Origin of the sequence: Streptomyces sp. NPDC002032, assembly GCF_042890765.1 — a bacterium.
In the GTDB taxonomy this organism is placed as follows: Bacteria; Actinomycetota; Actinomycetes; order Streptomycetales; family Streptomycetaceae; genus Streptomyces.
On sequence record NZ_JBIASM010000004.1, the window covers coordinates 234,857 to 256,058 of the forward strand.

19 protein-coding genes and 1 pseudogene are annotated in these 21,202 nt (G+C 70.2%); 7 read left to right on the top strand and 13 right to left on the bottom strand.

The annotated features are described in order from the left end of the window. Window positions 1-24: 24 nt before the first annotated feature. Window positions 25-540 (bottom strand): helix-turn-helix domain-containing protein, encoded by a 516-nt coding sequence (locus ACFYYT_RS12700; protein WP_351817521.1) that lies wholly within the window; start codon window positions 538-540, stop codon window positions 25-27. 100 nt (window positions 541-640) lie between these two features. On the opposite strand from ACFYYT_RS12700, the gene ACFYYT_RS12705 reads away from it, so the two are divergent. The 3 genes from ACFYYT_RS12705 (at window position 641) to ACFYYT_RS12715 (ending at window position 2,746) form a co-directional block, all read left to right on the top strand. After that, a complete protein-coding gene (locus ACFYYT_RS12705) occupies window positions 641-1,426 on the top strand; it encodes an SDR family oxidoreductase (RefSeq protein ID WP_351817524.1) in 786 nt (261 codons plus the stop codon). 25 nt (window positions 1,427-1,451) lie between these two features. Then, the gene (locus ACFYYT_RS12710; RefSeq protein ID WP_351817527.1) at window positions 1,452-1,811 is read left to right on the top strand and encodes a nuclear transport factor 2 family protein; all 360 of its coding nucleotides are present in this window, start codon (window positions 1,452-1,454) and stop codon (window positions 1,809-1,811) included. Between the two features lie 458 nt (window positions 1,812-2,269). Beyond that, on the top strand, window positions 2,270-2,746 hold the full coding sequence (locus tag ACFYYT_RS12715) for a cupin domain-containing protein (RefSeq protein ID WP_073796633.1): 477 nt from the start codon (window positions 2,270-2,272) through the stop codon (window positions 2,744-2,746). Window positions 2,747-2,908: 162 nt separating this feature from the next. On the opposite strand, the gene aspA is transcribed toward ACFYYT_RS12715, so the two are convergent. The 5 genes from aspA to ACFYYT_RS12740 all read right to left on the bottom strand — a co-directional run bounded on the left by aspA (window position 2,909) and on the right by ACFYYT_RS12740 (window position 8,497). After that, entirely contained in the window at window positions 2,909-4,318 is a 1,410-nt protein-coding gene (aspA, locus tag ACFYYT_RS12720) for an aspartate ammonia-lyase (RefSeq protein ID WP_351817601.1), read from the bottom strand. A gap of 80 nt (window positions 4,319-4,398) precedes the next feature. Further along, window positions 4,399-5,421 carry an asparaginase gene (locus tag ACFYYT_RS12725; RefSeq protein WP_351817531.1) on the bottom strand — a complete coding sequence of 341 codons (1,023 nt, stop codon included), beginning with the start codon at window positions 5,419-5,421 and terminating at the stop codon, window positions 4,399-4,401. Between the two features lie 85 nt (window positions 5,422-5,506). Then, a complete protein-coding gene (locus ACFYYT_RS12730; RefSeq protein WP_351817534.1) occupies window positions 5,507-6,946 on the bottom strand; it encodes an amino acid permease in 1,440 nt (479 codons plus the stop codon). Then, the gene (locus tag ACFYYT_RS12735) at window positions 6,943-7,674 is read right to left on the bottom strand and encodes a FadR/GntR family transcriptional regulator (RefSeq protein ID WP_351817537.1); all 732 of its coding nucleotides are present in this window, start codon (window positions 7,672-7,674) and stop codon (window positions 6,943-6,945) included. The genes ACFYYT_RS12730 and ACFYYT_RS12735 overlap by 4 nt, the downstream gene beginning before the upstream one ends. Window positions 7,675-7,705: 31 nt before the next feature. Beyond that, window positions 7,706-8,497, bottom strand: coding sequence for a gamma-glutamyl-gamma-aminobutyrate hydrolase family protein (locus tag ACFYYT_RS12740; RefSeq protein WP_351817539.1), 792 nt, complete (start codon window positions 8,495-8,497; stop codon window positions 7,706-7,708). 247 nt (window positions 8,498-8,744) lie between these two features. Between ACFYYT_RS12740 and ACFYYT_RS12745 the strand changes: the two genes are divergently transcribed. The 4 genes and pseudogenes from ACFYYT_RS12745 (at window position 8,745) to ACFYYT_RS12760 (ending at window position 12,919) form a co-directional block, all read left to right on the top strand. Continuing rightward, window positions 8,745-9,653: a LysR family transcriptional regulator gene (locus tag ACFYYT_RS12745; protein WP_351817541.1), complete on the top strand. Its 909-nt coding sequence runs from the start codon at window positions 8,745-8,747 to the stop codon at window positions 9,651-9,653. A 214-nt stretch (window positions 9,654-9,867) separates the two neighbouring features. Then, on the top strand, window positions 9,868-11,133 hold the full coding sequence (locus ACFYYT_RS12750) for a hypothetical protein (RefSeq protein ID WP_351817543.1): 1,266 nt from the start codon (window positions 9,868-9,870) through the stop codon (window positions 11,131-11,133). Window positions 11,134-11,203: 70 nt separating this feature from the next. Then, window positions 11,204-11,290, top strand: a pseudogene (locus tag ACFYYT_RS12755) (Hsp20 family protein); the annotation flags it as partial. A gap of 372 nt (window positions 11,291-11,662) precedes the next feature. Further along, on the top strand, window positions 11,663-12,919 hold the full coding sequence (locus tag ACFYYT_RS12760; RefSeq protein WP_388607741.1) for a BTAD domain-containing putative transcriptional regulator: 1,257 nt from the start codon (window positions 11,663-11,665) through the stop codon (window positions 12,917-12,919). A 70-nt stretch (window positions 12,920-12,989) separates the two neighbouring features. On the opposite strand, the gene ACFYYT_RS12765 is transcribed toward ACFYYT_RS12760, so the two are convergent. The 7 genes from ACFYYT_RS12765 to ACFYYT_RS12795 all read right to left on the bottom strand — a co-directional run bounded on the left by ACFYYT_RS12765 (window position 12,990) and on the right by ACFYYT_RS12795 (window position 21,124). Next, on the bottom strand, window positions 12,990-15,533 hold the full coding sequence (locus ACFYYT_RS12765) for a sensor histidine kinase KdpD (protein WP_351817546.1): 2,544 nt from the start codon (window positions 15,531-15,533) through the stop codon (window positions 12,990-12,992). A gap of 39 nt (window positions 15,534-15,572) precedes the next feature. Further along, window positions 15,573-16,262 (bottom strand): response regulator, encoded by a 690-nt coding sequence (locus ACFYYT_RS12770; RefSeq protein WP_351817549.1) that lies wholly within the window; start codon window positions 16,260-16,262, stop codon window positions 15,573-15,575. 124 nt (window positions 16,263-16,386) lie between these two features. Beyond that, window positions 16,387-17,103, bottom strand: a complete 717-nt coding sequence (locus tag ACFYYT_RS12775) for a potassium-transporting ATPase subunit C (protein WP_351817552.1) — start codon at window positions 17,101-17,103, stop codon at window positions 16,387-16,389. Window positions 17,104-17,109: 6 nt separating this feature from the next. Next, complete coding sequence (kdpB, locus tag ACFYYT_RS12780) at window positions 17,110-19,215, bottom strand: potassium-transporting ATPase subunit KdpB (protein WP_351817555.1); 2,106 nt, start codon at window positions 19,213-19,215, stop codon at window positions 17,110-17,112. Next, a complete protein-coding gene (gene kdpA, locus ACFYYT_RS12785; protein WP_351817558.1) occupies window positions 19,212-20,876 on the bottom strand; it encodes a potassium-transporting ATPase subunit KdpA in 1,665 nt (554 codons plus the stop codon). Before kdpA ends, kdpB begins: the two co-directional genes overlap by 4 nt. Before the next feature lie 6 nt (window positions 20,877-20,882). Continuing rightward, complete coding sequence (gene kdpF, locus ACFYYT_RS12790; protein ID WP_037884112.1) at window positions 20,883-20,972, bottom strand: K(+)-transporting ATPase subunit F; 90 nt, start codon at window positions 20,970-20,972, stop codon at window positions 20,883-20,885. Then, window positions 20,969-21,124: a hypothetical protein gene (locus tag ACFYYT_RS12795; protein WP_164721007.1), complete on the bottom strand. Its 156-nt coding sequence runs from the start codon at window positions 21,122-21,124 to the stop codon at window positions 20,969-20,971. The genes kdpF and ACFYYT_RS12795 overlap by 4 nt, the downstream gene beginning before the upstream one ends. Window positions 21,125-21,202 lie beyond the last annotated feature (78 nt).

Below are 21,202 nucleotides of genomic sequence, written 5' to 3' on the forward strand. Positions count from 1 at the left end.
GTTCGGTGCTTGGCCGCGGCATCGCTACGCCTCCAAGGGTGTGGCCGGCCGCGTCGCGTAACGGTGGCGCATGGCGTCGCTGGCTGCGGGGCCTGCGGTGAAGACGTAGGTGTCGCTGTCGTCGAGCCGGCGGCCGGTCTTGGCGTCGACGACGACGGGCTCGACTTCCTCGCCGCTGTGCGCGTTGACGAGGATCATGCTGCGTTCGGCCGGTGTGAGGCGGGAGTTTCCCCACGCGGCCAGGGCGACGATCACCGGTCGCAGGGAGTGTCCGAGTTCGGTGAGGACGTACTCGTGGCGCACCGGGTTGGTCTGGTAGGGCCGGCGCTCCAGTAGTCCGTCCGCGACGAGGGTTTTAAGCCGGGTGGTGAGCATGCTGGAGGAGATGCCCAGGCTCTCCTGGAACTGGTCGAAGCGGGTGTAGCCGTCGAAGGCGTCGTGGAGGATCAGCAGCGTCCACCACTCGCCGACGTGTTCCACCGTCGTGGACAGCGGGCATTCCCGGTCCTCCAGCCTGATCCGGCTTGCCAAGGCGACCATCCCCTCAGTTACTGCTAAAGTCGAAGTTAGTGGCTTCCATTTTAGCAGTAACAAGGGATGGGGCGCCCTCTGCGCCCCGCACCCGGGAACGGAGCACAGCGTGACCGCATCCATCAGCGAATCTCTCGAAGGCCGGCGCGCTCTGGTCACCGGAGGCACCAAGGGCACTGGAGCCGCCATTGCCCGGCGTCTCGCCCGGGCCGGCGCGACCGTACTGGTCACCGCCCGCAGCCGCCCCGACGGCGTGGAGGAGAAGACGTTCATCACCGCCGACCTGTCCACCGCCCAGGGCGCCGCAGACGTAGCCGCCGAGGTGGGGGCCCGCGTGGGAGGCGTCGACATCCTGGTCAACACCCTCGGCGGGTCCGAAGCACCGGCCGGCGGGTTCGCGGCGCTCGGAGAGGACGACTGGGCGAGGGAGCTGAACACGAACCTGCTGGCCGCCGTTCGTCTGGACCGCGCGCTCCTGCCGCACATGATCGCCACGGGCAAGGGCGCAGTCGTGCACGTCACCTCGATCCAGCGCCGCATGCCGCTGTGGAACGGAACTCTGGCCTACGCCGCAGCCAAGGCCGCCCTGACCACCTACAGCAAGGGCCTGTCGAACGAGGTCGCCCCGCACGGCGTCCGCGTCAACACCGTCTCGCCCGGCTTCGTGCAGACCTCCGCCGCCGACAACCTCATCGCCCGGATCGCACAGGAGGCAGACATCACCCAGGAAGCCGCGCTGGGCCGGCTCATGGACTCCCTGGGCGGCATCCCTCTCGGCCGCCCCAACCGGCCCGAGGAGGTCGCCGAACTCGTCGCCTTCCTCGTCTCCGACCGCGCCTCGGCCATCGTCGGCGCCGAACACGTCATCGACGGCGGCACCACCCCCACCGTCTGAACCCGCCACCACACCGAGGAACGTCATGCACGACAACCAGCCCCGAACCATCACCCCGGACACCCTGCCCGAGGTGATCACCCGCTACCTCACAGCGCACCGCGCCCACGACACCGCAACCGCAATCGCGGCGTTCACCCGCGAAGCCACGGTGATCGACGACGGCAACACCTACGAGGGCACCAAGGCGATCGAGGGGTGGCTCGGCCGATCCGCCACCGAATTCACCTACACCATCCACCTCGCGAACGCTCAGCAGACCGACGCGACCCACTACACCGCCACCCACCACCTCGAAGGCAACTTCCCCGGCGGCACCATCGATCTGCGCTACCAGTTCGCACTCCGTGGCAACCTCATCGAACGCCTTGTCATCGAGCCCTGAGTCCGCTCACCTGTTGCCGCCTGCGCGACAAGCCCCGCTCACCCTGGGGCGCCCCTCCCAGCCGTGCCCAGTATCCGACCGCCGGGCAGCCCGCGGTGCTGTTCGCCGGACTGGACGTAGCCGTAGACCTCATGACTGGTCTGGAGCCCGTTCACGACGGGCGGTTCGCTCGTGGAGGTCAGCCGCGTCGGGATACTCGATCGTCGCCTCGGTGTCCGACGTGATCTCGGCGAGCTCCCGGGCAGACGGTCTCACTTGGCTCCGACATCGAAGTCATCAACGTCGACAGGCTCCCGCTCCACTTCGACGCCGAGCTGCCGCGTGTGCCCGGGGCCCGTGACAGCCCGGCTCGAGTGGCACTGGCGTCGGGCCAAAACACCCCGGTCAGTCTGGAAGGCTTGGCCCGGCGCAAAACCTGTGCCGGAACGCGCACCACCTCCGTCGACCGGGAGAGAAGCATGACCATCAAGGACATCGGGCCCGAACCTCAGAGTTTCGACCTCGAGCAGGCGACGCTGGAGAACACCAACTACCGCTCGGTCGCCTGGTCCGGGAAGTACCTCCAGCTGACCCTCATGTCGATCCCGGTGGGCGAGGACATCGGCCTGGAGGCGCACCCGGAGACCGACCAGTTCCTCCGGCTCGACGCGGGTCGCGGCCGCGTTCAGATGGGCAGCACGAAGGACCGCCTCGACTTCGATCAGGAGGTCGAGGACGGCTGGGCGGTCTTCGTACCCGCCGGCACGTGGCACAACGTCACCAACACCGGGGACGAGCCCATCCAGCTCTACGCCGTCTACGCCCCGGTCCACCACGCCCCGGGCAAGATCCACGCGACCTTCGCCGACGCGGAAAGCGATGAAGAGTCGGGCAACGACGAACCCCCGACCTGGTCGGTCCAGCCCACCCACCACCCCGCGGACAAGCACGCCTGACCACCAGTGGGGACCCAGGAGAACAGACGAGCACCAGGTCGCTGACCTGGGCTCCGCTATGGACCGGATGGCGTCGCCACCTTCGGGCCGTATCCGCCCCGCACGACCACGTCCACCCGCTGCACCCCGTGCTCCGACCGGGCGGACCCAGTCCGGTCCCGGTCAGGGACCGGCCGGGCCGGTTCCCGCGAGCACCTCGGGGCGCAGCAGGGAGGCGAGCCGCTCGGCCGGCAGCAGACCCCGTTCCAGGACCAGCTCGGCCACACCCCGGCCGGTGGCCAGGGCCTCCTTGGCGATGTCGGTGGCGGCGGTGTATCCGATGTGCGGGTTCAGGGCGGTCACCAGGCCGATGGAGTTCTCGACGGTGGCTCGCAGCATCTCGGTGTTGGCGGTGATGCCGCTCACGCAGCGTTCCGCGAGGGTGAGGCAGGCCGCGCGCAGGTGGGTGACGGACTTGGACAGCGAGTGCAGGATGACCGGCTCGAAGGCGTTGAGCTGTAGCTGTCCGGCTTCGGCGGCCATGGTGATGGTGATGTCGTTGCCGATGACCTCGAAGGCGACCTGGTTGACGACCTCGGGGATCACCGGGTTGACCTTTCCCGGCATGATGCTGGAACCGGCCTGGACCGGGGGCAGGTTGATCTCGCCGAGTCCGGCGCGGGGCCCGGAGGACAGCAGGCGCAGGTCGTTGCAGGTTTTGGACAGCTTGACGGCGACGCGCTTGAGGACGCCGGACATCTGGACGAAGGCGCCGCAGTCCTGGGTGGCTTCGACCAGGTCGGGAGCGGTGACCAGGGGCAGGCCGGTGATGCCGGCGAGGTGGCGGCGGGCAGCCTCGGCGTATCCGGCCGGGGCGTTGAGACCGGTACCGATGGCGGTGGCGCCGAGGTTGATCTCGTGGATGAGTCCGAGGGCCTCCGCGAGCCGGCTGCGGTCCTCGTCCAGCATGACGGCGAAGGCGGAGAACTCCTGCCCGAGCGTCATCGGCACGGCGTCCTGGAGCTGGGTGCGGCCCATCTTCAGGACATCGTGGAACTCGGCGGCCTTGCGGGCGAAGGCGTTCTGCAGGACGGCCATGGCGTCGAGGAGACCGCGCACCGCGAAGACGGTCGCGATCCGCACGGCGGTCGGGTAGACGTCGTTGGTGGACTGGCCGAGGTTGACGTCCTCGTTGGGGTGCAGGTGTCCGTACTCCCCCCTGGAGTGGCCCAGCAGCTCCAGCGCGCGGTTGGCGATGACCTCGTTGGCGTTCATGTTGGTCGAGGTGCCGGCGCCGCCCTGGATCACGTCGACGACGAACTGGTCGTGGAGCTCGCCGCCGCGGATCTCCTGGCAGGCGGCGACGATGACGGCCGCCTTCGTGGGCTCCAGCAGGCCGAGTTCCCCGTTGGCGAGGGCCGCGGCCTCTTTGACGGCGGCGAGGGCATCGATCAGGTGCGGGTAGGTGGAGATGGGCGTGCCGGTGATGGGGAAGTTCTCGGTGGCGCGCAGGGTGTGGACGCCCCAGTAGGCGTCGGCGGGGACGTCGCGGTCTCCGAGCAGGTCGTGTTCGGTGCGGCTGGAGGCGGTCAAGGCGGTCAAGGCGGTCACGGGTGTACGGATCCTCTTCCTGAGGTGAGCGGATCAAAGGTGGGGAGAGGGGCAGGCGGGTGTCAGGCGGTTGCGGTGACGGGGGCGCCGGGCGGGTTCAGGGCCGCTACCGGCCGGATGCCGCCGACGGTCCGGCCGCCACCGGTGACGGGCTCGCCCGTGAACCCGGCGAGCAGCCGGGGCTCGACTCCCGCACGTGCGAGGGCGGCGGCCGTCACTGCCGTACGCGCGCGGTCGGCCCCGTCGGCGACCTTCACGGCGACGGCCCGGCCGTCGGGCAGCGCGGCCACCTGGACGCCCTCGAAGCCGTCCTTGGCCAGCAGCCCGGGCACCGCGCGCATCAGCGCGGCGGTGTCCCGCCCGGTACCGGAGGCCATCCCCGGGTGGAGGCGCAGGGCGTTGGCCACGCGGTGCTCGGCGGTGTCCGGGGCGGCGGTGGCGATGCGGGCGGCGGCGCGGGCCAGGCCGTGCAGGGACACCGCGAACAGCGGGGATCCGCAGCCGTCAACGGTGACGTTCGCGATGTGCTGGCCGGTGAGCTCCTCGACGACCTCGGCGATCGCCCTCTGGAGCGGGTGGTTCGCGTCGAGGTAGCTCTCCAGGGGCCACCCGGACAGCTTGCACAAGTACAGCATCGCCGCGTGCTTGCCGGAACAGTTCTGGGCGAGCCGGGACGGCCCGCGGCCTTCGCGCAGCCAGGCGTCGCGGACGGCCGGGCCGTAGGGCAGGTCGGGGACGTTGCGCAGGTCGGCCTCGGTGAGGCCGGCCAGATCCAGGACCAGCCGAACGCCCGAGAGGTGGTGCTGCTCGCCGGAGTGACTGCCCATCGCGAGGGCGAGCAGGGCTCCGTCGAGCGGCAGGCCGGCCCGCACCATGGCGACGGCCTGGACCGGCTTGAGTGCCGAGCGCGGATAGCAGGCGGCCTCGATGTCTCCGATGCTGGTCCGGACCTCGCCCTCGCCGCCGAGGACGGCGACGGAACCGTAGTGGACCCCCTCGATCATGCCGCCCCGCATGACGTGGGCGACGGGGGCGTGCCGGGGCTCGCGGATCGCGGGCGCGTCCGCGGGGAAACTGCTGCGCATCACTGCCTCGTTCTGTGGTGGGTCGCTGCTGACCGGGGGTGGCGACCGGCACCCCCGGGCGCAGGCGGACGGGCGGGCGTCCGGCTCAGCCGTCGCTCCGGGCGGCGACGCGCGCCACGCGGCCGCGGACCGCGTACCAGCCGGCGACCAGCGCCGCGGCGATCAGCGGTACGCACAGCACGGTGGTGCGCCCGGCGCCTCCATCGGCGTACATGAGGACCAGGACGGAGGCGAGGAAGGCCAGCGTCACGACTTCGGTCCAGGGGGAGCCGGGCAGGCGGTAGGACGGGCGGGTGAGTTCGCCGTCGCGGGTCTTCCGCCAGAAGAGGAGGTGGCAGACCATGATCATGCCCCAGGTGGCGAGGATGCCGATCGCGGCGAGGTTGAGGACGATCTCGAACGCGTCGGCGGGGACCACGAAGTTGAGCCCGACGCCCAGGACGCACATGCCGCTGGTGAGGAGGATGCCGCCGTAGGGGACCTGGGTGCGGCTGAGCCGTGCGGTGAACTGCGGGGCGGAGCCGTTGACGGCCATCGAGCGCAGGATGCGTCCGGTGGAGTAGAGGCCGGAGTTGAGCGAGGACATGGCCGCGGTGAGCACGACCAGGTTCATCACGTCGGCGGCCGCCGGGACGCCGATGTGGGAGAGCACGGTCACGAACGGGCTCTGGCCCGCGCTGTAGCTGCTCCAGGGCATCAGCATCGACAGCAGGACGACCGAGCCGACGTAGAAGAGGCCCACGCGCCACATGATCGAGTTGATCGCCTTGGGCATGATCTCCTCGGGCTTCTCGGTCTCGCCGGCCGTGACGCCGACCAGTTCGACGGAGGCGTAGGCGAAGACGACGCCCTGGATGATCAGCAGCATGGGGAGCAGGCCGTTGGGGAAGATCCCGCCGTTGCCGGTGATCAGGGCGGGGCCGGGGACGGCGCCGTCGACGGGGTGCCGGGTCGCCAGGAGGAAGATCGCGATCCCCATGAAGACGACCAGGGCGCCGACCTTGACGATGGCGAACCAGAACTCCAGTTCGCCGAAGATCCGCACCGAGATGAGGTTCACGGTGAGGACCACGGCCAGGGCTATGAGGGCGATCACCCACTGGGGGACGTCGGAGAACAGGTGCCAGTAGTGGGTGTACGTGGCGACGGCGGTGATGTCGGCGATGCCGGTGGTCGCCCAGTTGAGGAAGTACATCCAGCCCGCGGTGTACGCGCCCTTCTCCCCCATGAACTCACGGGCGTAGGAGACGAAGGCGCCGGAGGACGGCCGGTACAGGACCAGCTCGCCGAGCGCGCGTACGACGAGGAACGCGAAGATCCCGCAGACGGCGTAGGCGATGAACAGGGAGGGCCCGGCATCGGCGAGGCGTCCGCCCGCGCCGAGGAAGAGCCCGGTACCGATCGCGCCGCCGATGGCGATCATGTTGACGTGGCGGGGCTTCAAGGACTTGCTGTAGCCGGTGTCACCGGCGTCGACGTGACGGGTCGTGGGGCGCTTCTCGTCTTTGAGGAACTGCTCGCTCACGCCTCGGGTCTGCCTTCCGTAGGGGCGGTGGTGCGCTGGGAGCGCACGATGTCGGTGAGGGTCGTCTCGACCCGTCGCAGGTGGTGGGACATGGCCTCCACCGCGTCGTGCTCGCTGCCGTCGACCAGCGCCTCAACGATGGCCCGGTGCTCGCAGTTGGACTGCTCGCGCCGGCCGCCCAGTTCGTTGAGGAAGGTCGACTGACGCGCCAGTGCGTCGCGGATCTCCTCGATGACGCGGCGGAAGACGGGGTTGCGGGAGGCCTCGGCCACGGCCAGGTGGAACACGGTGTCCATCGCCACCCACGCGGTGGTGTCGGTCTCCTGCTCCATCCGGTCCAGCAGATGGCCCAGGTGGTCCAGGTCCTCGGGGGTGCGGCGCAGCGCCGCGTACCCGGCGACCGGGATCTCGACGTGCCGGCGCACTTCCAGCAGGTCGCTGGCGGCGTAGTCGCCGAAGGTGGGCTCATCGACCGTGTTCGCCAGGACGAACGTGCCCTTGCCGCTCTTGGACACGGTCAACCCCAGGGCCTGCAGGGCCCGGAGGGCCTCCCGCAGTACGGGTCGGCTGACCTCCAGGGTGCGGCACAACTCGGCTTCCGAGGGGAGCTTGTCGCCCACGGCGTACTCACCGCGCTCGATGGCGCTGCGCAGGTGGCCGAAGACCGCTTCCATGGCACTGACGCGCCGCGGAAGGGGGCCACCTGTCTGGCTGTCTGACAGGTTCACGCTGTGATCCTGGGGGGTCCGCCCCGGGGTGTCAAGGCACCTGTGCCGGGAAAGTCCGGCCCGGCGCGTTTCGCACCGTGCGCGTGTTCCGTCCGGCCGTCCGGGCGGGACCGGTGCCCCCGGCGGAGCCCGCGGCAGCCACCAGGGCCCGTACGACCGGCGCGTCGACACCCATCTCCGGGTGCCACTGGACGCCCACGGCGAAGCGGTACCGGGTGCTCTCGATCGCCTCGACGGTGCCGTCCGCCGCACGGGCGGCGACGATCAACCCCGCGCCGAGGAGGTCCACCGCCTGATGATGGTGCGTGGCGACCTGGTGCGTCCCCGGCAGCAGGGCGCCGATCCGTGTCCCGGGCACCGTGGTCACGGCGTGGGCGCAGAAGTGGCCCCGATAGGGGTTGTGGCCGTCGTGGCCCACCCGGTCGGGCAGGTGCTGGATCAGGGTGCCGCCCTCGTGTACGTTCATCAGCTGCATCCCCCGGCACACCCCGAGCACGGGTATGTCGCGGGCGAGGCAGGCGGCCAGCACGGCCCGCTCCCATGCGTCGCGCTCGCGCACCGGCGGCCCGGTACGCGGATGGGGCACGGCTCCGTACAGGGCGGGATCCAGATCCTCGCCTCCCGCCAGGAGGATCGCGTCCAGACGCTCGACCACGTCGGCCGCGGCCTCCGGTGCGTCCGGTGGCAGCAGTACGGCGCGGCCGCCGACCGCCCGGACGCAGTCCGCGTAGGCCGCGGGCAGCACTGCGGCAGGCAGGTCCCACTCACCCCACTGCGCGTGGGCGAGGTAGGTGGTGAGTCCGATGAGCGGTGGCTGGGGCATACCACTTCCTTTCGGGGCATGAGGGGTGGCCGTCGACAGCCGCGGCCGAACCGCCCGCAGCCGCCACGGCAGGCGGCGGCGGGTGGCGAGGTGGTACCGGCGGAGGCCACCGTGAGGGCCGGGGAGGGGTGTTCGCGGTCCAGGAGCGCAGGCTTGCGTTTTCTTGCCGCGAGCAAGAATCCTGCTGGCGTTCATCTCCAATCACAAGAAAACACATCTTCGCGACAGATAAGTGAGCCTTAACTCCGTGCACGGACTCGACCCCCGCCTGCTCGCCACCCTCGAAGCCGTCGTGCGGCACGGCTCCTTCAGCGCCGCCGCACGCGAACTCGGCTACAGCGCGCCCGCCGTCTCCCAGCAGATCGCCGAACTCGAACGCCGCGCCGGCCTCAGGGTGCTGGAGCGGCGACCCGTTCGCGTCACACCGGCCGGCGAAGTCCTCCTCGGCGCGGAGCAGGGCGTCCGCAGCACGCTGGCGGCGGCGTCGGTCGAACTCGGCGCCATGCGCGCCGGGACGGCCGGACGGATCCGGCTCGGCGCCTTCGCCTCGGCCGCCACCGGCATCGTTCCGCAGGCGCTGGCCCGACTCCACGCGGCCTACCCCCACGTGCAGGTCAGCCTCAGCCAGCTGGAGCCCGAAGCCGGCTACAACCGGCTCAAGCGGGGAGACATGGACCTGGCGCTCAGCTACGACTACGACTTCATCCCCGTCCCGCCGCCGCGGATGCTGCGCCGGACGCTGGTCGCACGGGATCCGGTGGTGGCCGTCGTCCCGGCGCGCCACCGCCTGGCCGACCGGGAGGTCATCGACCTGGCCAGCCTCGCCTCCGAGACGTGGATCGCCGCTCCGGAGGCCGCACTGCGCCTGGAACTGCTCTCGCAGATGGCCAACACGCCCGGCTTCCAGGCCCGTCTGCAATACGAGGGGGACGACTTCAACACCGTGCTGGGGTTCGTGGCCGCGGGCCTGTGCGTGGCCGTCATGCCGCGACTCGCCCTGCCCCGCACGCACACCCAGGTGGTGGCACGCCCCTTGGCCGAGCCGCAGCTGACGCGCTTCATCTACGCCGTCCGCATCGACACCCGGCACGCCCCGCGCGTCGTCCTGGACCTGGAGGAGATGCTCGCCGCCCAAGCGCTGGCCGCTCTCTCGTAAGGCGCACGACGTCCCGGGGTCGCGCGGGTGAACGGATCGTGGGGGAACGTGAAAAGCGGCCAACTTGACGGCCGTCGCACGCGCGTAGACCTCACCGGCACGCCGTACTTCCCACCGTGTCCGACTATCGGATACGGTGGCTGAAAGTTAAACTATTGTGTGACGGGCGCACTACGTTTGCCGCGGTTGACGTTCCACCGAGAGGAAACCCCTCATGACCGCAGCCGACAGCGTGCCGGGAACGGCGCACGTCCTCACCGGCTACCGCCCCGAGGACGGCTTCATGGCCGCAGAGCTGGACCCGCCCCCGGCCGAGTACGTATGGCACGACGAGAACGCCGAGCAGCAGGACCAGCGTTACGGCCCGGGAGTCGGCTACCAACAGTGGCTGGCGGTGGACGCTCGCGACGGCGCCGTCTGGTTCGGCGACACCGACTGGCGGGCCCCGCAGGAGTCCCCTGGCAGCCGGCTCCCCGGCATCCCCCGCAGGGCACTCGGCGACGGGAACGTCCCCGACCCCGGCATCGTGGTGCAGTTGCTCGGCCACCTGAGCCACGACGAACAACGCGGCTGTACATGGCGCTTCTTCGACGCCGAGGAGCTGCACGCGCTCGCGGTGGGCGTCCTGCCCGCCGTGCAGCGGCTCGTGGACTCGATCCACCGGATCGGGCCCGACGGCGAGCTCGAGTGGTCGGCCGAGGCGGCCACCGCATGGGACGACATCGAACAGGCCGCGACGCCCGCCTTCGACCCCTCCGGGGAACTCCACTGGCCCAGACCGCGTACCACACCGGTCCCCGCCTGGCGCGTCGAGGTCGGCGCCTTCCTGGCCGCCAACCCCGGCCTGTGCGACCCCTCCTGGGACCTGGCCACGGACGCGGAACTCGACACCTACGCCGACTACAGCCCCCAGAACGGCTACGGCGGCGTACCGGGCCGGATCTGCCGCGACACCGACCGGCAGATAGAGGACGGCTTCACCTTCTACGGCCACCGCGCCGCCCTGTACACCTACCGGGCACGGGCCTGCGGCGACCGTACTCCGACAGACGCCCGCGTCTGGCTGGAGACGACGGGGGCCGGGCGGGATACCTGGGAGGCGGCCAAGCCCCTCGGAGCCACCCTCGCCGACGTCCCCGACTGCGTGCTGGTGTCCCTGGCCGAGACGTTTCAGAACGCCGCGCACGAACACGGGCTGGCCCTGACGGGCTTGACCGTCCATCTCCGGCAGCTGCGCGGCGCGGAACGCTCCGCCGTTGACCGGCAACTTGTCCACGAGGGCGAGGAAGTCGAACGCCTCGAAATCATGCTCAAGGACTTTCGAGCCGCACGTAACCGCACCGTGACGCGGATCCTGGCCTGGTCCGACGGACGCGGGGACGCGGAGATCGCCCGCCTGGCCTCCATACCCGATGCATACGTCAGTGACTGGAGGGCCCGCCTCACCGACGAACGGACCACCATGACCCCCGGACCGTGAAGCACGCCACTGCCAGAGCGTCAGGCTCCGGCCTTGCGCTTGTTGTAGAGGTCGAAGCCGACGGCCGCCAGTGATCGCCTTCGACCTTCCCGGAGTGAGCACCGAGGCGATCGACGTCGACGTCGAGCGGAACATGCTGACGGTGAAGGCCGGGCGAGCGCGAGACGGGTCCTAGCCTTCATCAGCCCGCCCGCCTCCCACCACGTCCTCATTCGCGAGCACGTACGACGGCTTCCGCAGCCGCCCTCGTGACCTGTCATGGAGCCACCACCCGGACCGTACGGTCCTGCCACTGATTGCGTCCGACTGTTCCCTTCCCGGCATACGTCGGCGTGTTGGGTGCAGACGCGATCCGAGGCGCGGCCGTTGGTACATTTGGCCGATCATGATGCAGGTGGGAGTTCTCGGGCCGCTCGATGTCCGGGTCGGCGGGCGGCCGGTGACGGTCGGGCGCCGACATGCGCGGACCGTCCTGGGTATCCTCCTTTCGGCCCGGGGTCGAAACGTCCCGGTCGACCGGCTCGTCGACGTGCTCTGGACGCAGCGGACGCCTGCCAAGCCCACCACCTCTCTGCACTCCTACGTCTCCAACCTTCGCGGCATCCTGGAGCCGGACCGGCCCGCCCGTACCCCGTCCCGGATCCTTGTCAGCAGTCCGGAGGGGTACGCGCTGCGGCTTGACGACGACGCCGTGGACGCGTGGCGCTTCGAATCGGCGGTGCGCCGCGCCAGGGCGGTGTCCTGCGCCGAGGCCGGTCCGTTGTTGGACGAGGCGCTCGGTCTGTGGCGGGGAGACGCCTACGGGGAGTGGGGGCCCGGCTCGTGGGCGGACGGGGAGATCGCGAGGCTCGACGAACTGCTGCTCATGGCACATGAGCTGGCGATGGCGAGCAGCCTCGGGGTGGGTCGCCCGCACGAGGTGGTGCCGACCGCGGAGGCACACGTACGCCGTCATCCGCTTCGCGAGGAGGGATGGCGGCTGCTGGCTCTGAGTCTGTGGGCGACCGGGCGTCAGGGCGACGCGCTCGCGGCGCTGCGGCGCGCGGCCGCCGTGTGCGCCGAGGAACTCGGGCTGGACCTGGGAGCCCGGCTGGTCGAGTTGGAGAGGGCGATCCTCCGCAGCGACCTGGATGTCCTGTCGGCCGCGGTTCCGGCCCCGGCCACCCCGAGCACGTCCATCGCGGTGGTCGAACGGCCATCCCCGGCAGCCGTGCCCGTAGTTGGGGTGACCGGTGCGCCAGGCGTACCCGCCGCTGTCGGCAGCGGAGCGGCGCCCGCTTCGCCCGCGCCCTTCGTCGGGCGGCACCGCGAACTGGAGGTGCTGGAACAGGCAGCCGGGGCGGGCCTTGGGGGCGGAGCGGTCGCGCTGGTCGCGGGCGAAGGCGGTGCGGGGAAGACCGCCCTCCTGGCCCGTTTCGCCGATTCACTGCGGGCGCGGGGCTGGACGGTGGTGGCGGGCCGGTGTCCGGACGACGCGGGCGTCCCGGCGGCGTGGGCCTGGACGGAGGCACTGGGTGAACTGGCGCGCCTCCTCCCGCCGGAGCACGTGGGGCCGTTGTCCAGGCTGATCGACCCTCTGGGCGCCACGGTCCCGCCGCACGGCGACGCTACGGCCGGCCGGTTCCGGCTGCACACCGCGTTCGCCCGATGGCTGGCTTCGGCAGCGGCGCGCTGCCCGCTCGCCGTGATCATCGACGATGTCCACGAGGCCGACGCGGCGCAGGGTCCCACCGTGGGGGTACGGACCGATGCGACCGCGTGCCGGTCCCCGTCGCACAGCACATGAGCCGTCCGGCTCTCCGGTGTGGGGATACCGGGGCCGGACGGCTCGCGTGTTTCGGTCGGTCGCCTCGACGTCAGGTCACCGCGGAGGTCGGGATCTCCGGCGATACCGGCGGGCCGTCCCCCGCTATGGGGAGGGTGAGGACCATGGTGAGGCCGCCGCCGGGCGTGTCCTCGGCTGCGAGCGTGCCGCCGATGGCCTCGGTGAAGCCGCGGGCGACCGCGAGCCCGAGGCCCACTCCCGCTCCGCGCGGGGCGTCCCCGTGACGCTGGAAGGGCTCGAAGATCCTTTCCTTGGCCTCGTCGGGGACTCCCGGTCCGCGGTCGACGACGCGCACCTCGACGCGGCTGGCCAGGGCGCTGGCGGAGACGTTGACGGGCTGGCCGGCGGGGCTGTACTTGACGGCGTTCTCGACGATGTTGGCGACGGCCCGCTCCAGCAGACCGCGGTCGACGGCGACCATCGGCAGGGTCTCGGGGATGTCGAGCTCGACGCTGTCCTCCGGTACGCCGCCCAGGGCCATGGGGACGACCTCGTCGAGGTCGGTCTCGCGGATCAGCGGGACCACGGTGCCGGTGTTGAGGCGGGACATGTCGAGGAGGTTCCCGATCAGGGCCGCGAGACGGTCGGCGCCGTCCTCGATCCCTTCGAGGAGTTCGGCCTGGTCCTCCTCGGACCATTCGACGTCGGCGGAGCGCAGGGAGCTGACGGAGGCCTTGATGCCGGCGAGCGGGGTGCGCAGGTCGTGGCTGACGGCGGCGAGGAGGGCGGTGCGGATGCGGTTGGCCTCGGCGAGTTCGCGGGACTTCTCGGCCTCGTCGACGAGGCGCTGGCGGTCGAGTACGACGGCCGCCTGCGCGGCGAAGGCGCCGAGGACGCGGCGGTTCTCGGCGGGCAGGACCCGGCCGGTCAGGGCGAGGGCCATGGTGTCGCCGATGGGCAGGTCGACGTCCGCGTCCTCGGGCCGGCTGACGGGGCTGGTGCCGACGGATGCCGCCGTGGTCCAGGGGTCGACCTCGCTGGTGCGTTCCAGGAGGACGACCGACTGCATGGCGAAGGTCTCGCGGAGCCGTTCGAGGAGGGCGCCGAGGGAGTCCTCGCCGCGCAGCACGCTGCCCGCGAGGAAGGAGAGGATCTCGGATTCGGCGCGCAGGCGGGCGGCCTGGTGGGTGCGCCGGGCGGCCAGGTCCACCACGGAGGCCACGGACACCGCCACGCCGACGAAGATGGCGATGGCGACGATGTTCTTCGGATCCGAGATCGTGAACTCGTGCAGCGGCGGGGTGAAGTAGTAGTTCAGGAGCAGGGACCCGAACGCCGCCGAGGCGAGCGCGGGGAGCAGGCCGCCGAGCAGGGCCGCCGCCACCGTGAAGGTGAGGAAGAGCAGCATGTCGTTCGCGAGCCCGAGCTCGGGGACCAGCTGGTTCAGTAGAACGGTGAGCAGCACGGGGCCGACGATGCCGGTCAGCCAGCCCCAGATGATGCGGGAGCGGCCGAGGCGTGCGCCGCGGGCGACGGGCAGGCCGCGGCCCTTGGCGGCCTCGTCGTGGGTGACGATGTGGACGTCGAGGTCCGGGCCGGATTCGCGGGCGACGGTGGCGCTGACCCCGGGGCTGAAGACGTACTGCCAGGAGCGGCGGCGGCTCACCCCGAGCACGATCTGCGTGGCGTTGACCCCTCGGGCGAACTCCAGCAGAGCGTCGGAGACGTCGTCGCCTATGACGTGGTGGAAGGTGCCGCCGAGATCCTCGACCAGGGTGCGCTGGACGGCCAGTTCCTTGGGCGAGGCGGAGGTGAGCCCGTCGCTCGCGGCGACGTAGACGGCGAGGACCTCGCCGCCGGCGCCCTTCTCGGCGAGGCGCGCGGCACGGCGGATGAGCGTACGGCCCTCGGGGCCGCCGGTCAGGCCCACGACGATCCGCTCGCGCGCCTGCCAGGTCGAGCGGATGTTGTGCTCGCCCCGGTACTCCTGGAGGTACTCGTCGACCCGGTCGGCCACCCACAGCAGCGCCAGCTCGCGCAGGGCGGTCAGATTGCCGGGGCGGAAGTAGTTCGAGAGGGCGGCGTCGACCTTGTCGGGCTTGTAGACGTTGCCGTGGGCCATACGGCGCCGCAGTGCCTGCGGGGACATGTCGACCAGCTCGATCTGGTCCGCCCGTCGGGCCATCTCGTCGGGAACGGTCTCGCGCTGGCGCACCCCGGTGATCGTCTCGACCACGTCACCCAGCGACTCCAGGTGCTGGATGTTCACCGTCGAGACGACATCGATGCCCGCCTGGAGCAGCTCCTCGACGTCCTGCCAGCGCTTGGCGTTGCGCGAGCCGGGCACGTTGGTGTGCGCGAGCTCGTCCACCAGCGCGACGGCGGGCCGCCGCGCGAGGATCGCGTCCACGTCCATCTCGGTGAAGGTGGAACCGCGGTACTCCAGCTCACGCCGCTCGACGAGTTCGAGACCGTGCAGCATCACCTCGGTCCGCGGACGGTTGTGGTGCTCGACGAAGCCGACGACGCAGTCGGTGCCCCGCTCGACCCGACGGTGTGCCTCGGAGAGCATCGCGTACGTCTTGCCGACGCCCGGTGCCGCGCCGAGGTAGATGCGGAGCTTGCCGCGTCCCATGTTCAGACTCTTCTTCTCTGTCGACGATCAGGCGGGTGATCAGGGTTCGAAGCGGTAACCCATGCCCGGTTCGGTGATCAGGTAGCGGGGGTGAGAGGGGTCCGCTTCCAGTTTGCGACGTAGCTGGGCCATGTATACGCGCAGGTAGTTGGTGTTCTCCCCGTACGTCGGACCCCAGACCTCCAGCAGCAGCCGAGCCTGTGTGATCAGCCGGCCCGGGTGGGTGATGAGGATTTCCAGCAGGTGCCACTCCGTCGGGGTCAGGCGTACGGTGCGCTCTCCCCGCCGTACCTTCCGTGCGACGAGGTCGACGGTGAACTCCTCGGTGGTGACGACTGCGGCCTCGTCGGGCCGGGATGCCGCCGGGCCCTCGTGCCTTCGAGCGGCTGCCCGCAGGCGGGCCAGGAGCTCGTCCATGCTGAACGGCTTCGTCACGTAGTCGTCCGCGCCGGCGTCCAGGGCCCGGATCTTCTCCTCCGAGGTGTGCCGGGCGGAGAGGACCAGGATGGGCACGCGGCTCCAGCCACGGACGTTCTTGATCACGTCGACGCCGTCCATGTCGGGCAGCCCGAGGTCCAGCACTATGACGTCCGGCTTGCGTGCGGCCGCGAGCCGCAGGGCCGAGCCGCCGTCGACGGCCTCCTCGACCTCGAACTTGCGCGCTTGAAGGTTGATCTTCAGCGCGCGGACGAGGTGGGGATCGTCCTCCACCACCAGCACCCGGGTCATCGGTGTGCAGCCTTTCCTTCGTCATGGGCACGGTGAGGAGCCGGCGGGGCGCTCGGGCACCCTCCCGGCGAGGGCTGGGGGAGTCCCGCGCCCCGCCGGCTCCCGGTCCGTGCGAGGGGGAAGATCAGCTCTCGGTCAGTGCCTTGAGGGCGGTGTTGAGCTCGAGGACGTTGACGCGGGGCTCGCCCATGAAGCCGAGGGTCCGGCCGGTGGTGTGGTCGGCGACGAGCTTCTCGACCTGCTTCACGTCGAGCTTGTTCTGCTCGGCGACCCGGTGGACCTGGAGCTTGGCGTACTCGGGAGAGACGTTCGGGTCCAGGCCCGAGCCGGAGGAGGTGACGGCGTCGGCCGGCACGTCCTCGGGCTTGACCTTGTAGGCGGCGGTGGAGTTGTCCGCGATGACCGCCTCCTTGGCAGCGACGACCTGCGCGCAGAGGGTGCCTTCCTCGGCGTCCTTGACGCACTTGCCGTTCACGGCCCCGTTGTCCGCGGAGCGGTTGGTGGCGCCGGAGAGGATCAGCGAGTACTGGGTGTTGACCGAGTTGCTGCCGAGGCCGTTGGAGGGGCGGGGCTGGAACCACTTGAGGTCCGGCTTCGCCGCCTCCTCGGCGTCGTTCGGGTCCTTCTTGGGCAGGTCGTACCTCTGTCCGATGAGGGAGGAGCCCACGACGTTGCCGCTCCCGTCCTTGATCTCGGAGCCGTTGGCCTTGTCGTTGAACAGGGCCTGGGCGATGCCGGTGACGGCGAGCGGGTAGACGACCCCGCAGATCACGGTCAGGACGAGCAGGGCGCGCAGGCCGGCTCCGATCAGGCGCGCGGTGTTGCCTACAGAGTTGTTCATGTCGTCTCAGCCGATTCCGGGGATGAGGGTGATGAGCAGGTCGATGATCTTGATGCCGATGAACGGGGCGATCAGGCCGCCGAGTCCGTAGATCCCGATGTTGCGGCGGAGCATCTTGTCCGCGCTGGTCGGCTTGTACCGCACGCCCTTGAGGGCGAGCGGGACGAGGGCGATGATGATCAGCGCGTTGAAGATGACGGCGGAGAGGATCGCCGACTCGGGGGAGTGCAGGCCCATGATGTTGAGCTTGTCGAGGCCCGGGTAGACCACGGCGAACATGGCCGGGATGATCGCGAAGTACTTCGCGACGTCGTTGGCGATGGAGAAGGTGGTCAGGGCGCCACGCGTGATCAGCAGCTGTTTGCCGATCTCGACGATCTCGATGAGCTTGGTGGGGTTGGAGTCCAGGTCCACCATGTTCCCGGCCTCCTTGGCGGCCGAGGTGCCCGTGTTCATCGCGACGCCGACGTCCGCCTGGGCGAGCGCAGGGGCGTCGTTGGTGCCGTCACCGGTCATCGCGACGAGCTTGCCGCCGGCCTGCTCCCGCTTGATGAGGGCCATCTTGTCCTCGGGGGTGGCCTCGGCGAGGAAGTCGTCGACACCCGCCTCCTCGGCGATGGCCTTCGCGGTCAGCGGGTTGTCGCCCGTGATCATGACCGTCTTGATGCCCATGCGGCGCAGCTCGTCGAACCGCTCGCGCATGCCCTCCTTGACGACGTCCTTGAGGTGGATGACGCCCAGGACGCGGGCGCCCTTGTCATCCTTGACGGCGACCAGGAGCGGAGTACCGCCCGCTTCCGAGATCTTGTTGGCCAGGAGGTCGGCGTCGCCGGCGACCTCGCCACCCTGCTCCTCGACCCAGGTGATGACCGAACCGGCCGCGCCCTTGCGGGTCTGCATGCCGTCCACGTCCACACCCGACATACGGGTCTGGGCGGTGAAGGCGATCCACTCGGCGTGCGAGAGCTCGCCCTGGTGGCGCTCACGGAGCCCGTACTTCTCCTTTGCCAGGACGATGATGGAACGGCCCTCGGGGGTCTCGTCGGCCAGCGAGGACAGCTGGGCGGCGTCGGCCAGCTCGGCCTCGGTGGTGCCCTTCACGGGGACGAACTCCGAAGCCTGGCGGTTACCCAGGGTGATGGTGCCGGTCTTGTCGAGCAGCAGCGTCGACACGTCACCGGCGGCCTCGACGGCGCGCCCGGACATGGCCAGCACGTTGCGCTGGACCAGGCGGTCCATGCCCGCGATGCCGATGGCGGACAGCAGCGCGCCGATGGTGGTCGGGATCAGGCAGACCAGCAGGGCCGTGAGCACGATCATCGACTGCTCGGCGCCCGCGTAGATCGCGAACGGCTGGAGCGTGACGACCGCGAGCAGGAAGACGATGGTGAGGGACGCGAGGAGGATGTTCAGCGCGATCTCGTTCGGCGTCTTCTGCCGGGCCGCGCCCTCGACCAGGGCGATCATGCGGTCGATGAAGGTCTCGCCGGGCTTGGTCGTGATCTTGACGACGATCCGGTCCGACAGGACCTTCGTACCGCCGGTCACCGCGCTGCGGTCCCCGCCGGACTCCCGGATCACCGGAGCGGACTCGCCCGTGATCGCGGACTCGTCGACGGAGGCGACGCCCTCGACGACGTCGCCGTCGCCGGGGATGATGTCGCCGGCCTCGCAGACCACCAGGTCGCCGATCCTCAGATCGGTGCCCGGGACTTGCTCCTCACCGAGGCCGTCCGTGGTGAGGCGGCGGGCGACGGAGTCGGTCTTGGCCTTGCGCAGGGTGTCCGCCTGGGCCTTGCCGCGGCCCTCGGCGACGGCCTCGGCGAGGTTGGCGAAGATCGTGGTCAGCCACAGCCAGGCGGTGATCGCCCAGCCGAACCAGTCCGTCGGGTCCTTGACGGCCAGCACGGTCGTCACGACCGAGCCGATGAGGACCACGAACATGACCGGAGACTTGATCATGACGCGCGGGTCGAGCTTCCTCACCGCGTCCGGGAAGGACTTCAGCAGCTGCTTGGGGTCGAACAGGCCCCCGCCGACACGGCCGGCAGGCGGCTTGTGGCCCGTGGGCACGTCCTCGTGCGGGGCACGGGTCGGTGTGGCGGTGCTCATGATGCGAGCCCTTCGGCGAGCGGTCCCAGCGCGAGGGCGGGGAAGTAGGTGAGTCCGGTGACGATGAGGATCGTGCCGACGAGCAGGCCGGTGTAGAGCGGCTTGTCGGTACGGAGCGTGCCCGCCGTCTCGGGGACGGGCTTCTGCTCGGCGAGCGAGCCGGCCAGCGCGAGGACGAACACCATCGGCAGGAAGCGGCCCAGCAGCATCGCGATGCCGATGGTGCTGTTGAACCACTGCGTGTCGGCGTTCAGGCCCGCGAAGGCGGAGCCGTTGTTGTTGGCACCCGAGGTGTAGGCGTACAGGATTTCGGAGAACCCGTGCGCGCCCGAGTTCAGCATCGAGTGGGGCGGGGTCGCCAGCGCCATGGCCGCGGCGGTGAAGCACAGCACCAGGGCGGGGGTGATGAGGATGTAGCAGGCGGCGAGCTTGATCTCGCGGGTGCCGATCTTCTTGCCCAGGTACTCGGGCGTACGGCCGACCATCAGGCCGGCGATGAACACCGCGATGATCGCCATGACCAGCATGCCGTAGAGGCCGGAGCCGACGCCGCCGGGCGCGATCTCGCCGAGCTGCATGCCCAGCAGCTGGATGCCGCCGCCCAGGCCGGTGTAGGAGGAGTGGAAGGAGTTGACCGCACCCGTGGAGGTGAGCGTGGTGGCGACCGAGAAGATCGCGGAGCCCGCGATGCCGAAGCGGGTCTCCTTGCCCTCCATCGCGCCGCCCGTCACGTCGAAGGCCGGGCCGTGGTGGGCGAACTCGGTCCACATCATCAGCGCGGTGAAGCCGATCCAGATGGTGGCCATCGTCGCGAGGATCGCGTAACCCTGGCGCAGGCTACCGACCATGCGGCCGAACGTGCGTGTCAGCGCGAAGGGGATGACCAGGATCAGGAAGATCTCGAAGAGGTTGGAGAACGGGTTGGGGTTCTCGAAGGGGTGGGCGGAGTTGGCGTTGAAGTAGCCGCCGCCGTTGGTGCCCAGCTCCTTGATGACCTCCTGCGAGGCGACCGCTCCGCCGTTCCACTGCTGGGTGCCGCCCATGAACTGGCCGACCTCGTGGATGCCGGTGAAGTTCTGGATGGCGCCGCAGACGACCAGAACGATCGCGCCGATCACGGCGATCGGGAGGAGGATCCGGACGGTGCCGCGGACCAGGTCGGCCCAGAAGTTGCCCAGCTCGCCGGTACGGGAGCGGGCGAAGCCCCGTACGAGGGCGACGGCGACGGCCATGCCGACCGCGGCGGAGACGAAGTTCTGCACCGCGAGGCCGCCGGTCTGTACGACGTGGCCCATGGCCTGCTCGCCCGCGTACGACTGCCAGTTCGTGTTGGCCACGAAGGAGGCGGCGGTGTTGAAGGCCTGGTCGGGGTCGATCGCGGAGAAGCCGAGCGAGCCGGGCAGGACGCCCTGGGCCCGCTGCAGGCCGTAGAGGAACAGGACGCTCACCGCGGAGAAGGCGAGGACGCCGCGCAGGTAGGCGGGCCAGCGCATCTCGGCGGACGGGTTGGCGCCGATCGCCTTGTAGATCCACTTCTCCGGCTTGTAGTGCTTCTCGGAGGAGTAGACGCGGGCCATGTAGTCGCCCAGGGGGCGGTAGGCCAGCGCGAGCGCGGCGATCAGTGCGAGGAGCTGGAGCACACCAGCGAGAACGGGACTCATCGGTGGCTAGAACCTCTCCGGCTTGACGAGGGCGAGGACGAGGTAGCCCAGCAGGGCGACGGCCACGACGAGGCCGACGATGTTCTCGGCGTTCACAGCTTGGTCACCCCCTTGGCGATGAGAGCCACCAGCGCGAACACCGCGACCGTGGTGACGACGAAGGCCAGATCGGCCATCGCGAGCTCCTGAGTGAAGTGGGAAGTAATGAATCGGCCAGATGGCCGATGACGAGACAACCGTGTCTTCATCCCGGCGTTAAGACGCCTTGACGGTGTCCATACGGGCGCGGGGGAACTCTTAACGACCCCCTGACGGAAAGGGACGGA

What these genes read in the sequence shown, in the direction of transcription:
- ACFYYT_RS12700 (WP_351817521.1), bottom strand. Translation starts at nt 540, where the DNA reads ATGGTCGCCTTGGCAAGCCGGATCAGGCTGGAGGACCGGGAATGCCCG.
- ACFYYT_RS12710 (WP_351817527.1), top strand. Translation starts at nt 1,452, where the DNA reads ATGCACGACAACCAGCCCCGAACCATCACCCCGGACACCCTGCCCGAG.
- ACFYYT_RS12715 (WP_073796633.1), top strand. Translation starts at nt 2,270, where the DNA reads ATGACCATCAAGGACATCGGGCCCGAACCTCAGAGTTTCGACCTCGAG.
- ACFYYT_RS12725 (WP_351817531.1), bottom strand. Translation starts at nt 5,421, where the DNA reads ATGCGCAGCAGTTTCCCCGCGGACGCGCCCGCGATCCGCGAGCCCCGG.
- ACFYYT_RS12740 (WP_351817539.1), bottom strand. Translation starts at nt 8,497, where the DNA reads ATGCCCCAGCCACCGCTCATCGGACTCACCACCTACCTCGCCCACGCG.
- ACFYYT_RS12750 (WP_351817543.1), top strand. Translation starts at nt 9,868, where the DNA reads ATGACCGCAGCCGACAGCGTGCCGGGAACGGCGCACGTCCTCACCGGC.
- ACFYYT_RS12765 (WP_351817546.1), bottom strand. Translation starts at nt 15,533, where the DNA reads ATGGGACGCGGCAAGCTCCGCATCTACCTCGGCGCGGCACCGGGCGTC.
- ACFYYT_RS12770 (WP_351817549.1), bottom strand. Translation starts at nt 16,262, where the DNA reads ATGACCCGGGTGCTGGTGGTGGAGGACGATCCCCACCTCGTCCGCGCG.
- ACFYYT_RS12775 (WP_351817552.1), bottom strand. Translation starts at nt 17,103, where the DNA reads ATGAACAACTCTGTAGGCAACACCGCGCGCCTGATCGGAGCCGGCCTG.
- kdpB (WP_351817555.1), bottom strand. Translation starts at nt 19,215, where the DNA reads ATGAGCACCGCCACACCGACCCGTGCCCCGCACGAGGACGTGCCCACG.
- kdpA (WP_351817558.1), bottom strand. Translation starts at nt 20,876, where the DNA reads ATGAGTCCCGTTCTCGCTGGTGTGCTCCAGCTCCTCGCACTGATCGCC.
- ACFYYT_RS12795 (WP_164721007.1), bottom strand. Translation starts at nt 21,124, where the DNA reads ATGAAGACACGGTTGTCTCGTCATCGGCCATCTGGCCGATTCATTACT.